Source organism: Sphingobacterium wenxiniae, assembly GCF_900116225.1.
Classification (GTDB): domain Bacteria; phylum Bacteroidota; class Bacteroidia; order Sphingobacteriales; family Sphingobacteriaceae; genus Sphingobacterium; species Sphingobacterium wenxiniae.
In genome coordinates, this window is record NZ_FOZZ01000001.1 from 197,975 (window position 1) to 210,689 (window position 12,715).

Consider the following 12,715-nt stretch of genomic DNA (forward strand, 5'->3'; position numbering starts at 1 on the left):
TGACCTTCAAAAATTATCATCATTATTGCCTTCCAATGAGATTCTTTCTTGCATTGTTAAAAGTATATTAGCGAGCTTAACTTTTAGACTTTCCTCAAAATCATCCTCGTAAATAATGGAATAAATCAGTTCACCTAAAAAATCCTTATCAATTATTCCATCCGCCACACAAACAGCAATATTTTCCATTTCTTTAATAAATCTCCCTACAACGTAGTCGAATCCATTAAGCTCGAGAAACTGTGCTCCAACAGCTATTGAGGCTCTTTTATTTCCGTCTTGAAAAGCATGGAATTTATTTATCGAAAAAACCAGGTGTGTTAACTTATCCTCAAATTCAGGATAATAGTCGTCGTTCGTTATCTGATAAATTACACTTTCAAGATATCCGATATCTTTTAACCCTGATAAACCACCAGAAATCTCAATGACTTTGTCATGCACTCTTACAATATCATCAATATGGTTAATATAGATTAGATTCATTACCTATCTTTTAATCGTTTAAAGACATCCCTATTTTGATCCAATCTTTTTTCAAGTGCCATACTTTGTTCTCCGAGAAACTTATCAAAGTCTTCCTCAGATATTTCTTTCACGTACTCTTCGAGTTTACTGTGTAGTGCATCACGAAATACTAGATCTCTGCTGGCCATCTTGGATCGTGCATCTTCTATAGAAGCTTCCATCATGTCTTCCGCTCTAATAGCAAAATCGTTAAATAATTGATGTGCCTCTGATAATCTCAATTTTTCACCTTTATCGTGATAAGCTCGTTCTAATTCTTTCGCAAAAGCATTTTCATAATCTGAAACGACCCGTAATATTTCACTATAAAATGTTGAACGAACGCTATCTTTTGCTCTCAGTTTTAAAATTTTCTTGTATTCCTTAGCATCTTCCTTAAAAATGCTTTTATATACCTTATCTGTTAGCTGGCTATATTTGAAGCTGTTTTTTTCAATAAAGGAATCAATCGCATTAGTAAATTTCTCTCTGTACGAAAATTCATCCAGTGCTGCAGGAAGATATTGCTCCTCTCTCTGATTAATAAACTTTGTGTGTCCTCCGACACGTTGATTTAGTATATCGATTATTATATCTAAAATGAGTGATCTTACTTGACGAGCGCGTTCAGAATCGGTTAATAACATTCCTATGTTGAGAAAAGCTTTAAAAGTGAATAATCCCAATGAAGGGGATGTAATGATGCTCTCTTTATCCTTTTTAGATAAAGTTGAATATGTGCTCCCCTGTATAACTTGCTTAAATGCTCTTAGACGGTCACCAGACACCACCTCGTAACCGCTGGCGCTTAATTCATCTTCATTTTGTGCTAATAGCCGCTCAATTGTTCTAGAATCGACTTCATAAAAGTACTCCAGTTGACCTTTCGTAAACCTAAATTTCTTCTCAAACATTACTCCCTCAAATCCGATAGCCTTATAAATCTCCGGAATTGCCAAGTTGTTATTAAGAACATTTTTTCTATCAATTATAGAAGTTGTTAAATCTTTTTTTGACATTAGTTTCCTTGTGTATATGGGAGGGTTACCGACATCAATGTCGGTAACCCTCTTATTTTTTAAGATAAAGTGCTGTTTTACAAAACTTTAGTTGTCTTGTTTTTTTCAACAACCAACTGTTTACCGATTCTATAACACGTTGATAAACAATACGTACCTCTTGTTTAGCGCAAACAAGCATAGAATATTGATTTATTTACTTTTCAATCATGCTAAAATTACAGAAAAATACTCATTTTTTGAATTCCAATTAGTTATCTTGAAGTTATAACTTTCAAATACATCTGAGTGGATCTTGCCTCTTCCGATATAACCTATTTTCTCAACATTTCAAAGGTCGCGAAGATATATTTTCCTTAAGATGAGGCAGGAAAATAAAAGCAGGCACATGCTAGCCTACAGCTATGATCCATACTATAGTTTATATCTCTTTAGCTTTTTTTGTTATAATACAACAACTCTTTCTTTTACCTTTTGTGGTACGATAAGACCCAATTTTTAGGTCTTATCGTACCACGATTGGTAATGACACTGTTATCCTCAGTTTATAACGGAATAGTAAATAAAGGGAAGGAAATAAGGCATTCGTCGTCCTCCTTCAGCAAGTATGTCGCCAATCCAAATAGACCCTATCCATGAGTACTCAATTCCAAAAGCATTGGGATAGCGTCTATTTGCCCTTCGGGTGCTGCGCAGATTGTCACCATCCATGCAGTTCAGTTCGTCCTCCTCATAGGCGGCTACTTTGTCTGGCGTGGAGCTGTATTCCATTTCATTCCATGTAGCACCACGCCATCCACCGCCGCCTCGAGTTTGGCTCGCCTGCAGGTCGCTCGGGCTGCGGTGGCCATAGGCAGGCCAACGCACAGGTCGCAATCTCCTTTTGCAAAAAATAACGCCAATCCGATAGGCACTACACACCCTTCACAATCCCGACACAGTGTAGAGCCTATTCGCCCTTCGGTTGCTACGCAGATTGTCATATTTTTGCATGGCCAGTCGATTGCTCCGGCAAGTGATTTCGTCCTTCCATGGAGCTGTCCTGCGGGGCGCCTTCATTACGCTAAGCTTCATTATCGGCTACGTTATCCAGCACCATTCAGTCCTCCATCACTTGCTTTTCCCTATGCATGCCTAGTCCACCTTGTGTAGGCGAGCTTTCGGCTGTCACCATTTTTGAGAGTACCCACAACAAACCCACAACATCAAAAATATCGCCAGCCAAGCTCACCTACATACGCCGTCCCCCGGTACTTCGTACCTCTTGGTTCGGCACCCTCGCTCCACTCGCAGGCGGCTCGCGAAGCTTGGTAGCTGGTCCGCAATCCGCTACGCTCATTGCAGCCAGCTACCAGCCGTTAGCAGAAGAATTAAGTTTGCGATTAAAAAACTTCAGACACTAAATATAACGGCACATAAAAAATCAAAAAAGGAAAGTAAGATAATGCCAGATGGCTAAACAGCAAGGTCAAGGACGAGCTTTTCCAAAAAATCTCCATCCTCTGGATAGTATTTTTTGGAAAAACCTTGCTTTATTAGCCAACCGATCATTGAAGAACCACTTTCTTTTTTTCTTTTTTTTCTTTTGGAATGAATCTATTCTTGGGATTCAAAATATGCTTGACTTTTCTCATTATCAAAACGATTTCGTAAAAGCATCTTCTCGATAGGATCTTGTATCGTTTTAAAATATTCATAAGTCCTCCTAAATTCTCTTAGGTAACCGTGAAAATGCCTATTGATTTCTAAATCGACATCTGAGTCTTTCTGACCGTAAATATCCCTCAAAAACTGCTCAATAACGAACATCATATCCCATGCTTCATTATATGTTGGGAATAACTGACTGGTCAATTGCTCAACTTCTGCATCAGTATGGGCATAATGCTTGTCACGGAGAAACATTAATTTATTAACTATCCCAGTTTGGCATTTGTTATCGATTAGCTGTAATATCGGCCTAAAGCATTCCAGTTGTATGTCCGTATCAATATTTCTATTAAGAATCTTATTATAGAGCTTACCGATCCCAAAAGACTCTCTATACGAAAGAATTTTAGTTATCTCTAGTACAAATAAGATCCAGCACTTATTTGAAAGAGTGCTATAAGTCGAGGTTCTTCGACCAACTAAATAATCTAAAATATCCAAATCACACTTAAAGGGCATATCTATGTCAAATTTTTCTAAATAGCCTTTCGGAGTTTGAATAAGATGTGCCTCTCCTAAATAGATCTTCGCTTTATAATAAAGCAAGTAAATTTTCCCCAGTATAATATCAAACTCTTTTTCCATATACTCTAAAATAATAAAAGCCCGGCAATCGCCGAGCTTTCTAATGAATAAAGCCACCACAACTTTATTTTTTCCTTTTCGTCAAATGCGCGAGTAGTAAAGATACAAAAAAACTAACCGTCGCGCCAATAATTGCCAGTAAAACGGTACGGAAAATATCGCCAATAAGCAATGATGGAAAAATTCCCATCAACAGACCACCGCAAGTTCCCATACCTACTGCTGATTTATTCATCGGGAGCCTCCTTTGAACCTTCCGGCTTATCTTTGTCAACTACCGTAATCTGGCTAATGGCAGACAACACACCACCTGCCACGGTCAAATAACCGCCGACGGTCACCACAGCAACCGGGAGTGCCACTGGAGCCGTGACAATTGCGCCACCAACTGCCGCTACGATCAAACCTATACTGCGCAGCACCTTGAAAAATTTGGGTGTAGGTGCCTGAGCTCTTTCTAAAACATTCATACGTTCTCCTTTCTTTCAATAACCAATACAACTTCCTGTTCCTGATCCAAAGCAGCGTAAACAGTCTCTTTCAACTTTTCAAATGCGACTCTTGATCTTATCCCTTTGCCGTCCCCTGTCAACTCGCTAACAGGCGCAATACATCCACGCAATTCTTTCTCTGCATTATTCGCCGGATGAAATAAAATGGCACTTCGCATCGGTACATCTCTTACCAGAATGTGCCATCCAAATCGTTTGCTGTATCGCTTGGCCAATGGGTAAGTTCCTTCAGGAATACAGGAAATGTTACGGACGTTTTCGCGCCAAGGCAATTCAATGGCACAACACTCCAAGTCACCACCAATCCAAATCTCACCATTAGTACCTCGGTCACCGTACGTCCGCAACAATTTCACCACCAACATTATACACCAGTATCAACCAACACCAAACTCAATGCATTATATGCGCCATTGTTCAACGCGTAGAATGTTCCATTGACTTGTTGCAAGAACTCAATCCCGAATACCAAGAACAACGGTTTTGTAGATTCCTCCACACCGATATCGTTGCTTAGGCTGATTGCTCCGCTAGCCGTATTGTCAAACGCAATCTCTGCAGAAGAGCTTTGTGCCAACGCAAAATTTTCATTCTCAAAATCAACTTCAACACCGGCAGAGATCAGACGAAAATGCGTCGTGCCTCCCGGAGCTACAATTTGACTGTCTGGGACAAAACTGGCCACGTTCACCTCCAACACGCCGGTTGCACGACCGATTGTCGTGGTATATGGAGCATATACCGTCGCACTCAAGCGGGCATTTCCGTTGAAATCAAACCCCTGTAACAGGATTAGCTCTCCATCCAACACATTTCGCAATCCGCGATTGCTAACCTGGTCCGCTTTGATCACCTGCATCATGGACTTCACCAAGCGTGAGATCATACGCGAATCCTGCGTTTTGTTCAGCACAGGTCGGATTGCCGTACACAAGGCCTTGCTCGCTTTGCCCGCTCGCGCAAATTCCGCGGCGTTCTCTCTCGTTCGTTGAAACTTCGGATCGTTATGAAAACGTTCCTTATCGACGCCTCCTTTTTGTCTGGCCAAATAGCCATCCTTACTCTTGTAAAAGGTAATATCCCCGATAGTACCCTTCAATTTAATAATACCTGATTGTCTTGCCATATCACACTCACTTTTAAACTCACCTTTGCTGCAGCTAATCAGTGATAACAGGTTAAAATTTGTGATAATAAAGCCCTCATAAAAGGACCGGCGTACCAAATGGCGTTAATAGACCATCATGGTCAAATACTTCCTAAGAATATTTCGTAAATTGCAACAAAGAAAACCAAAGATTCCACCTCAACTTTATGCCAACTTGTTACCAAGTTGGGCATCAGAATGATGAACAGCTGCGCTACCTTATCTTAATATCAATCGGGTAGATAAAGCGTACATAAAGTATAGAAATGAGAAGAATCTGTATTTATCCGAAGGATATAGCACGTATCACCGGCAAGAGCTACCGGCAGAGCCTGCGTATTTATAATACCATTAAAAGAATACGTGGCAAACAAGCACACCAATTGCTTAGCATGGAGGAAGTCTGTGAATATTTAGGTTTGGATAAAGAGCAGATAAAGACGGTGATTTAGACAATCGATCAACTATATTTCTCCCTCAACTCCAGCTTCTTGATCCGTGATGTAATAGCACCTTCTTTCCTTTCGAAAATATTAGCCAGTTCCTTGACAGTCTTTCCTTCACAAAACAAAGCCTCCAGTTTTTCATCGTCTTCGGTCGACCATGGTCGATAAGCTTGTGGATGCTGTTCACGGATATCGTCTAAAGTATAGCTTTTTCTTTCACTTTCCGGATCGGTCAGCTTTTCCAGTTTTTTGATAGCCCGATTAAATGCCTTTTTGAAGTCTTTGATATCCTCTTCAAAGATCAATATATTGTATTTTTCGAAGCCATCGTCAGTGCGCTTACTTTCCGAAACGGAAAGATATAGGCTTCCATTTTCTGATCTCTTTACATCAAAGAAATAAGTCCGGTTTCCTTTAGTGACTTTATCAGTGAATAGTTCGTTATTGTCCATTAGTATAGATTTAGCATATACAACACGGTTATCTTTTCAAATTTAATAAACATATTCAAAATAAATACACCTAACAACCTCAAATAATGATAGTTATTCATTTAAATTACAGGTTCATTTCGTATATTTGTATAGCAAAAGGAAATAGGGAATATAGGTTGACAGTTTTTGCGAGACCCTAGCGAGACCTCGTAAAAGTGATGCTTATAAACGATATACTATCAGTGAGTTACGGAGAAAGTTCTACACCCTCCGGCTCCACAGAACAGTCTGTAAATCAGTATTTTACAAGATTAACACCCAAAACTACACCCAGTTTTGGGTGTTTTGTTTTAGTTTATAATGATTTTTTCACTAAATGCTTATTAATTGCAACTTTAAAAAAGATTGACCTATTGATTATGATACTCCCTATTTGTTGGACAACTTTTTACTAAACTAAGATATAATTACGATACATTTTTAATTTCCTGATAGAACTTTTCATCGGGTGTTATCCTTCCTAGTGATTTGTGCCTTCTTTCGGTATTGTAAAATAAGACGTACTCCTTAACCTGCTTGTGATTAGAAAGTATAGATAACATTTCCTGAACTCGATCATGAATACTTTCACTTAGTATAGTATGTGCCGATTTTCCAGCTCCGTTACTAGCTCCGTTACTAAATTGTATCAAATCATCTAAGGTGTTAAACGACAACACCGTAGCTCCGTTACTAACTCCGTTACTAATTCCTTGGTGAGCAGGTAGAGTGGCTAAAAAGTAGTTCCGGTCTTGATCAGTTTCAAAGATAGGATCCGGAGAGCCATTTTTCTCCATAGCATCATAAATAGCAGGGAACCCAGTGCCTCTACCTTCCGTCAGCTCTAATTCTTTTAGAAAATCTCCGATCCGTCGATTACGATATTCTCTAGCAACAATTCTGCGTTGAGTGCGTACAACATGCGCATCTACAGGGGGAACGGGTCCAGGGTAACTTAATACTTCAATCTTATCCGGCCAGACCTGTACTTCAATAGGACTTCCCAAATCATAACTTTTATGATAAACAGCATTGGATAACTCAAAACGGTCATTTGAATTCCGTGAGTAAGGATCTCCAAATTCATAAACTTACATTTATATAAACAAAAATGTTTATATTTATTCTATGATTAAGCGATTCGAAAAATATAAAGGCATACATCCGGGAATTGTTCTTGAACGCGAATTGAAAAAGCGGGCGATTAAGCAGCGTCCCTTTGCATTGTCTTTAGACGAACATCCACAGACGTTTAATGCTATAACCAAAGGCAAACGCGGGCTTAGTACAGCCCTGGCATTAAAAATTGAGAGGGAACTAGGTTTGGAAGAAGGTACATTGGTCATTCTACAGGCTTATTACGATATCCAAAAGGTCAAAGAAAAAGAAATTCAACCCACGCCAGATATGTCCGTTCTCAGTACATCACTTTTTTGGGATACGGATATCAACAAGATAGATTGGCAGAAGCAGTACCGTGCGGTTATCCAACGTGTCTTTGAACGTGGCAACGAAGATGAGAAAGGAGAGATAACGCGTTTTTATGGCGTAGAAAAAGTAAGGCAGGCTTTAGAAGAGTCTAAAGCCAGAACTCCATACACCATTTATAAACCAAATTAATAGGGATGAGCAGTTTATTTTATGGTACCGTTACGGATTTATTGAAAGATTCGGTGATGACTTTAATGAATTGCGCCACATTGAAGCAATTTCGACTGGTTGGTGGTACTGCTTTAAGTCTGCAGATCGGTCATCGTATATCAGTGGATATTGACTTATTCACTGACGCACCATATGGCAGTATTGATTTTGAAGAGATCGATGATTTTATAGAAAATACATTTCTATTCCATAATCATTACTCCGGGCTTAATCCAGCCATGGGCAAGTCTTATACTATTGGTACAGATAAGGACAATGTCGTCAAGTTAGATATTTTTTATACCGATTCGTTCATACAGCCTGCCTTGGTAGTAGACGGCATTAGATTGGCCACGATAGAGGAGATTATTGCCATGAAGGTCGATGTCGTTCAACGGGTTGGCCGAAAGAAAGACTTTTGGGATCTACATGAGCTGTTGACTAATCACGATATCCAGGCTACGATAGCATTACATCAACATCGCTACCCTTACACGCATGACGCTGCCCTCATTTTAAAAAAGCTTTACAGATTTTAGGTTGGCGGACGATGAATTTGATCCCGTATGTTTACGAGGCAAATACTGGGAGTTTATAAAAGAAGATATTGTCGAGGCTGTTGAACAATACCAAAACACATTCTAATAATCTGATACAGACATGTCTACCTATGTCTTTTAAGTTTTAAATTGTATTTGTGTAGCTCTATTTAATTTGCAATTTGAACTATTGCTTAAACACTTACCTCCACTGGCTTATTCCTCATCTCATACTAATCATCCAAAATACTATTATTTATAAACGTGGTTTCACCCTTAGTAAAACTGCCGTGATCCTCATGGATATGTCCGAATATATGGTATTTAGGTTTTACTTGATAAACACGCAATAATAACTCTTCGCCCCCTGTCCGTTTTCCGTAAACGGTTTCATCCAAAATACCAAAGGGCGGACCATGCGTGATTAATATATCGGTATCATCGGGAATCAAATTCCAATGTTTCTTTATTTCACCCCCTCGATTCCGATTAAATGCCCAGTCGTTAAACCACGATGTGATAGGTGATCCCCATATGTTGATACCCTCTATTTCTACGCCGGAATCATTGAGATAGGTGATATCATCATTCCATGATGGGTAATAAGAACCATTTCACTTTGAATCTAAGTCATCTCCCAGAAGTTCGGGATCGAAATCTTCTACTTCCTCGAACAGATTCGCCATTTCTTCATTCAGTTCTGAATAGTGTTCGATTGCCTCATTCATCATGTCGTAGTATTTCGATTCCTGCCGCTTGACGGCACTTAGCACACCTTTGAAGTCATCCAGGTCACGGTCAAAGGATACCATGTCTACGGCACACTCCTCGTATCTTTTGAACACCTCGTCGAACTGCGGAAATGCCACATCGTTCATCCATTGGTCGTATTCGAAAATATAGTCGTCATACGCATAGAATGCTTCTGTCTCGTTTATCAGTTCATCTATGAATCCCAGCAAATGCTCATTGATTTTAGACAGAAGATCCTTAAGCTGTGCCCACACCGTTTCTTTCTCCGGATTTTCAGGTATCATCACCTTCAAGTGCTTAAACTTATCCTTAGCCTGTCTAAAAAGTTCCTCGGCATCTTCGATCAACAGTGTAAAAGGAAAAGCCCGTCTCCTACCCTGTTGGATACGCTGTTGGATTTCCCACATGCGGTCGTGAAGTTCCCGGAAAGATTCCAATGCTAAGGTTTCAAACTCCGGAGCCTCTTTGGCAGGGTCAAAGCGCAGGATTATCGTCCGCAATGGATGGGGGGTGGATCTGGTTTCTGTCTTCTTCATGATAGTATAAAAATAATGAATTTTTAATTAAGGGGAAAGCCATTGCGCGACTTTCCCCTTCTTTGGATCATACGGCAATAGCTGTAATGATATCGCTGTAGTTCGGTTCAGTATCCGTGCCGATATACGTTACTCTAAATTCGTAAAATTGCATCATTTCAAGATCACGGATTTCCAGCACCGACTTGGTATGGAGAATGGAAGTCCACTCTTCCGTTCCTTTCACACGGTACTCATATCTGTAGAGACGCGCATGTTTCCAAGCCTTGACACGAGCACGGAGCTTGCCTGTGCCCACCTGTACATTCTCAATACGTAGATTTTCTGCCTGTGGTGTCCTGCCGATACGGTTGGTTTTAGGGCTGCTCGGAATGAACCCCGCAGCCACGATCAATTCAGCGTCTCCCTTTGCGATGGAATCCACATACTGGGATAATCTGTAGATAGCTTCCTGCAATTCCCTGCCGGCCTTCCCTTTGATGATCACCGCGCGCTTGTCTCTGAAACTCGCTTCGGCATAAGCTTCCCTATACGTGTTCAGCAAGCTTTCGAACGTGGGTAGATCAGGTACAGGGTTTGCAAAAAGATCTACATTCTGTGTCATCTTTAATAAGATGCTCTCCGCATAGCGCAGCATCCCGGCTGCGTCAGTGCTTTTAAAATTTGGTTTTGCCATTTTTTTGACATTTAAGTAAAACAAATATTTAATTAACTATCACAAAGATGGGCTGGAAAAACGGTCAAAAATTGTAAATATGTGCCAAAATTCAGCATATCGAAAAAATCTTTTGGCACGATTTTACAATTTTTCAGGTGGCTTTAAAGAGCATTATTAAGGTAAAAAACTGGTTTTAAACTATATTCAGCACTGTTTTTAGCTTGAATAACAGCTTAAAATGTCAATAAACAAACTCTAGAGTTTCTGTTGCAAACGTTATCTTTTTTGTCGTGAACGTTAACGTGTCCGACAAAAGAGATAACGTTTGCCTTCTACTCCATAGCTTTTGCTACAGACACGATGACTTCTCAAACAGAAAAGGTAATGTTTCTTTTGCAAACGTTAACGTATATGACCTACACGTTAAGGTTTTCAATGGAAAAGATAGCATTTCTCTTATGAACCTTAACATTTATGAGATACACGTTAACTTCTCGAACAAAAAAGATAGGGCTTTGGCTGTAAATGTTAACGTTTGCGTTGTACAGGATAACTGTTCTAATGAAAGAGTTTATGAGTCCAGCAAATCCCCTCTCGCATTTTTTGCCAAAAAAGAGAGATATATTTACCCCTCAACTTGAATGGTTAGCCACTATTAGATTTAAGCATTTTACGTTCCTGTCGAGGCGTACAATGGAAGACCCTTTTATATTGTGTGATAAAGTGGCTAGCATCAAAAAAATGCAACATCCCTGCAATTTGATCGATTGACAGATCGGCCCGTCGAACCAGCAGTTCCCGCCCTTTGTGCAGACGGACCGTGAGAATGGTAGCATTCAAAGACAACGGCCTACCCTCAAAAACACGGCTAAGTGTCCGTGTGGAGCAATGGAGTGCTTTAGCTATCGTTTCACGGTTGAGTATTTTCTCCTGACAATTGTCCCGTATAAAGGCAACAGCTCGGTAATAAAGCTGAATGTTGGGTTCTTCTTTTATACGTTGCATATACTCCTCCACCCGCTGCACATAGCTGCTGTACAACTGTAAGAAAAGATGTCCGATGTGGTAGACTGTAGAAAAAGAGCCCATGGTGATTTGGGAGAAAACTTCTAATAACCGTCGGTCGGGACGGGAAATAGGAACAGCAGGTAATGCTTCTCCCTCTACTTCTTCAAAATGATGGCGAAGCGATGGGAACTCTGCCAGAAGCTGTTGCTTGGAAGCTGCAGAGAGACCGAGAAATAGCGCCCAGTATTTTTCAGCCGAAAGGGTAAACTGTGTTACACTACTGCTGGTCGTAAATGAAAACAGGCTATCCGGTTCTGTTGCTCTCCCTGTTGAAAATACGGTCTTTCCTTGAAACTGAAAGCAAAACCATAATACATCATCGCCTGGACAAAGCAGAGCAAGGCTGGTCACATCTTGAAGCCTTCCTTTGGACTCACAGAGAACAAAATCCTGAATCTGGTATTCTATGACAGAAAGTTGTCCACCAGGCGTATGTCTCTTGGCATTTTGCAACCTACCAAGATACATGCTGCTAAACGCATCCCGGCGTATGGGTTTTGAGGAAGAAGCCTCTTTCCATAAGTTGAAAATATGCTGCGACATAATCCCTGGTGGTAATTGATAACCTAAGATAGGAATTTTTTAGCTGAATAGGTAGGATTTAGGCTTTTCGTATTTCCAACAAAAAATCATCTTCTTGTTCGTATAAAAATCATGGCAATAGCTGTGGTAATCACACCAAAAACAAATGCAAAAATGGTCGAATTGATGGCGTAGTTTTTAAAATTAAAATTTGCTTCGGCTTCCGCTGTGGTTTTATAATACCCGATCTCTACTGAACGCTTGATAACATTGGGAAAATACTCCGGTGTAATGACGTAAGAAATAACCCATTGCGTTAAAGGACTTAATAATGCTATAAAGGCCGAAAGGATAATTCCCGAAACCAATCCCTGCTTATAACCCATTTTCCCATGATAAAAGTTCCTCTTTTTATCTTTGAGTGCCAAAACCATGAACCAAATAGCCGGAATAGCAAACAGGTTCGTCAAATAAAGATGGTAATCGATGTATTTCCCATGCAATCCACATAGATTTTCCAACAACATCCAAAGTAAGGTCATTATGGCAAAAAAGATTGCCCATTTGATTTCTATTTTTACATTTTTCATAGTCTGATA

Annotated in this window: 19 protein-coding genes; 4 read left to right on the forward strand and 15 right to left on the reverse strand. The window is 40.0% G+C overall.

Annotated elements, in window-relative coordinates:
• Positions 1 to 6 precede the first annotated feature (6 nt).
• The 3 genes from BM375_RS00895 to BM375_RS00905 form a co-directional block, all read right to left on the reverse strand.
• The gene (locus BM375_RS00895) at positions 7 to 486 is read right to left on the reverse strand and encodes a type II toxin-antitoxin system death-on-curing family toxin (protein WP_093363281.1); all 480 of its coding nucleotides are present in this window, start codon (positions 484 to 486) and stop codon (positions 7 to 9) included.
• The gene (locus BM375_RS00900; protein WP_093363282.1) at positions 486 to 1,526 is read right to left on the reverse strand and encodes a DNA-binding protein; all 1,041 of its coding nucleotides are present in this window, start codon (positions 1,524 to 1,526) and stop codon (positions 486 to 488) included. The genes BM375_RS00895 and BM375_RS00900 overlap by 1 nt, the downstream gene beginning before the upstream one ends.
• Before the next feature lie 540 nt (positions 1,527 to 2,066).
• Entirely contained in the window at positions 2,067 to 2,297 is a 231-nt protein-coding gene (locus BM375_RS00905) for a hypothetical protein (RefSeq protein ID WP_139227467.1), read from the reverse strand.
• A gap of 42 nt (positions 2,298 to 2,339) precedes the next feature.
• Here BM375_RS00905 and BM375_RS17085 point away from each other — a divergent pair, with 42 nt between their 5' ends.
• Positions 2,340 to 2,678, forward strand: a complete 339-nt coding sequence (locus BM375_RS17085) for a hypothetical protein (RefSeq protein ID WP_170852551.1) — start codon at positions 2,340 to 2,342, stop codon at positions 2,676 to 2,678.
• A 444-nt stretch (positions 2,679 to 3,122) separates the two neighbouring features.
• Here the strand turns inward: BM375_RS17085 and BM375_RS00910 are convergent, their stop codons facing one another.
• The 5 genes from BM375_RS00910 to BM375_RS00925 all read right to left on the reverse strand — a co-directional run bounded on the left by BM375_RS00910 (position 3,123) and on the right by BM375_RS00925 (position 5,459).
• Positions 3,123 to 3,821, reverse strand: a complete 699-nt coding sequence (locus tag BM375_RS00910; protein ID WP_093363284.1) for an AbiU2 domain-containing protein — start codon at positions 3,819 to 3,821, stop codon at positions 3,123 to 3,125.
• 64 nt (positions 3,822 to 3,885) lie between these two features.
• Positions 3,886 to 4,056, reverse strand: coding sequence for a hypothetical protein (locus tag BM375_RS17090; RefSeq protein WP_170852552.1), 171 nt, complete (start codon positions 4,054 to 4,056; stop codon positions 3,886 to 3,888).
• Positions 4,049 to 4,243, reverse strand: a complete 195-nt coding sequence (locus BM375_RS00915; protein WP_244525783.1) for a hypothetical protein — start codon at positions 4,241 to 4,243, stop codon at positions 4,049 to 4,051. Before BM375_RS00915 ends, BM375_RS17090 begins: the two co-directional genes overlap by 8 nt.
• 44 nt (positions 4,244 to 4,287) lie before the next feature.
• Complete coding sequence (locus BM375_RS00920) at positions 4,288 to 4,698, reverse strand: DUF5675 family protein (protein ID WP_244525784.1); 411 nt, start codon at positions 4,696 to 4,698, stop codon at positions 4,288 to 4,290.
• Positions 4,698 to 5,459 carry a hypothetical protein gene (locus BM375_RS00925; RefSeq protein ID WP_093363559.1) on the reverse strand — a complete coding sequence of 254 codons (762 nt, stop codon included), beginning with the start codon at positions 5,457 to 5,459 and terminating at the stop codon, positions 4,698 to 4,700. The genes BM375_RS00920 and BM375_RS00925 overlap by 1 nt, the downstream gene beginning before the upstream one ends.
• A 287-nt stretch (positions 5,460 to 5,746) precedes the next feature.
• On the opposite strand from BM375_RS00925, the gene BM375_RS00930 reads away from it, so the two are divergent.
• Positions 5,747 to 5,932, forward strand: coding sequence for a hypothetical protein (locus BM375_RS00930; protein ID WP_093363286.1), 186 nt, complete (start codon positions 5,747 to 5,749; stop codon positions 5,930 to 5,932).
• A gap of 8 nt (positions 5,933 to 5,940) precedes the next feature.
• Here BM375_RS00930 and BM375_RS00935 read toward each other — a convergent pair whose 3' ends face one another.
• Together BM375_RS00935 and BM375_RS17275 are read right to left on the reverse strand one after the other, a co-directional pair.
• The gene (locus BM375_RS00935) at positions 5,941 to 6,378 is read right to left on the reverse strand and encodes a DUF3276 family protein (RefSeq protein WP_093363287.1); all 438 of its coding nucleotides are present in this window, start codon (positions 6,376 to 6,378) and stop codon (positions 5,941 to 5,943) included.
• A 449-nt stretch (positions 6,379 to 6,827) separates the two neighbouring features.
• Positions 6,828 to 7,406, reverse strand: coding sequence for an ATP-binding protein (locus BM375_RS17275; protein WP_093363288.1), 579 nt, complete (start codon positions 7,404 to 7,406; stop codon positions 6,828 to 6,830).
• Positions 7,407 to 7,527: 121 nt separating this feature from the next.
• Here BM375_RS17275 and BM375_RS00945 point away from each other — a divergent pair, with 121 nt between their 5' ends.
• Together BM375_RS00945 and BM375_RS00950 are read left to right on the forward strand one after the other, a co-directional pair.
• The gene (locus tag BM375_RS00945; protein WP_093363289.1) at positions 7,528 to 8,019 is read left to right on the forward strand and encodes a helix-turn-helix transcriptional regulator; all 492 of its coding nucleotides are present in this window, start codon (positions 7,528 to 7,530) and stop codon (positions 8,017 to 8,019) included.
• Positions 8,020 to 8,024: 5 nt separating this feature from the next.
• A complete protein-coding gene (locus BM375_RS00950) occupies positions 8,025 to 8,579 on the forward strand; it encodes a nucleotidyl transferase AbiEii/AbiGii toxin family protein (protein WP_244525785.1) in 555 nt (184 codons plus the stop codon).
• Between the two features lie 233 nt (positions 8,580 to 8,812).
• On the opposite strand, the gene BM375_RS16950 is transcribed toward BM375_RS00950, so the two are convergent.
• From BM375_RS16950 to BM375_RS00980, 5 genes are all read right to left on the reverse strand, one after another.
• Positions 8,813 to 9,160, reverse strand: a complete 348-nt coding sequence (locus BM375_RS16950; protein WP_139227469.1) for a metallophosphoesterase — start codon at positions 9,158 to 9,160, stop codon at positions 8,813 to 8,815.
• 33 nt (positions 9,161 to 9,193) lie between these two features.
• The gene (locus BM375_RS00960) at positions 9,194 to 9,868 is read right to left on the reverse strand and encodes a hypothetical protein (protein ID WP_093363291.1); all 675 of its coding nucleotides are present in this window, start codon (positions 9,866 to 9,868) and stop codon (positions 9,194 to 9,196) included.
• A 67-nt stretch (positions 9,869 to 9,935) separates the two neighbouring features.
• A complete protein-coding gene (locus BM375_RS00965; RefSeq protein WP_093363292.1) occupies positions 9,936 to 10,544 on the reverse strand; it encodes a hypothetical protein in 609 nt (202 codons plus the stop codon).
• Between the two features lie 627 nt (positions 10,545 to 11,171).
• Entirely contained in the window at positions 11,172 to 12,137 is a 966-nt protein-coding gene (locus BM375_RS00975; protein ID WP_093363294.1) for an AraC family transcriptional regulator, read from the reverse strand.
• A gap of 86 nt (positions 12,138 to 12,223) precedes the next feature.
• Complete coding sequence (locus tag BM375_RS00980; protein WP_093363295.1) at positions 12,224 to 12,706, reverse strand: DUF4199 domain-containing protein; 483 nt, start codon at positions 12,704 to 12,706, stop codon at positions 12,224 to 12,226.
• Positions 12,707 to 12,715: the final 9 nt, after the last annotated feature.

Bases quoted from the DNA above. Each gene is read 5' to 3' on its own strand.
- BM375_RS00895 (WP_093363281.1), bottom strand. From the start codon at position 486: ATGAATCTAATCTATATTAACCATATTGATGATATTGTAAGAGTGCAT.
- BM375_RS00900 (WP_093363282.1), bottom strand. From the start codon at position 1,526: ATGTCAAAAAAAGATTTAACAACTTCTATAATTGATAGAAAAAATGTT.
- BM375_RS00905 (WP_139227467.1), bottom strand. From the start codon at position 2,297: ATGGAATACAGCTCCACGCCAGACAAAGTAGCCGCCTATGAGGAGGAC.
- BM375_RS00910 (WP_093363284.1), bottom strand. From the start codon at position 3,821: ATGGAAAAAGAGTTTGATATTATACTGGGGAAAATTTACTTGCTTTAT.
- BM375_RS17090 (WP_170852552.1), bottom strand. From the start codon at position 4,056: ATGAATAAATCAGCAGTAGGTATGGGAACTTGCGGTGGTCTGTTGATG.
- BM375_RS00920 (WP_244525784.1), bottom strand. From the start codon at position 4,698: ATGTTGGTGGTGAAATTGTTGCGGACGTACGGTGACCGAGGTACTAAT.
- BM375_RS00925 (WP_093363559.1), bottom strand. From the start codon at position 5,459: ATGGCAAGACAATCAGGTATTATTAAATTGAAGGGTACTATCGGGGAT.
- BM375_RS00930 (WP_093363286.1), top strand. From the start codon at position 5,747: ATGAGAAGAATCTGTATTTATCCGAAGGATATAGCACGTATCACCGGC.
- BM375_RS00935 (WP_093363287.1), bottom strand. From the start codon at position 6,378: ATGGACAATAACGAACTATTCACTGATAAAGTCACTAAAGGAAACCGG.
- BM375_RS00945 (WP_093363289.1), top strand. From the start codon at position 7,528: ATGATTAAGCGATTCGAAAAATATAAAGGCATACATCCGGGAATTGTT.
- BM375_RS00950 (WP_244525785.1), top strand. From the start codon at position 8,025: ATGAGCAGTTTATTTTATGGTACCGTTACGGATTTATTGAAAGATTCG.
- BM375_RS00960 (WP_093363291.1), bottom strand. From the start codon at position 9,868: ATGAAGAAGACAGAAACCAGATCCACCCCCCATCCATTGCGGACGATA.
- BM375_RS00965 (WP_093363292.1), bottom strand. From the start codon at position 10,544: ATGGCAAAACCAAATTTTAAAAGCACTGACGCAGCCGGGATGCTGCGC.
- BM375_RS00975 (WP_093363294.1), bottom strand. From the start codon at position 12,137: ATGTCGCAGCATATTTTCAACTTATGGAAAGAGGCTTCTTCCTCAAAA.
- BM375_RS00980 (WP_093363295.1), bottom strand. From the start codon at position 12,706: ATGAAAAATGTAAAAATAGAAATCAAATGGGCAATCTTTTTTGCCATA.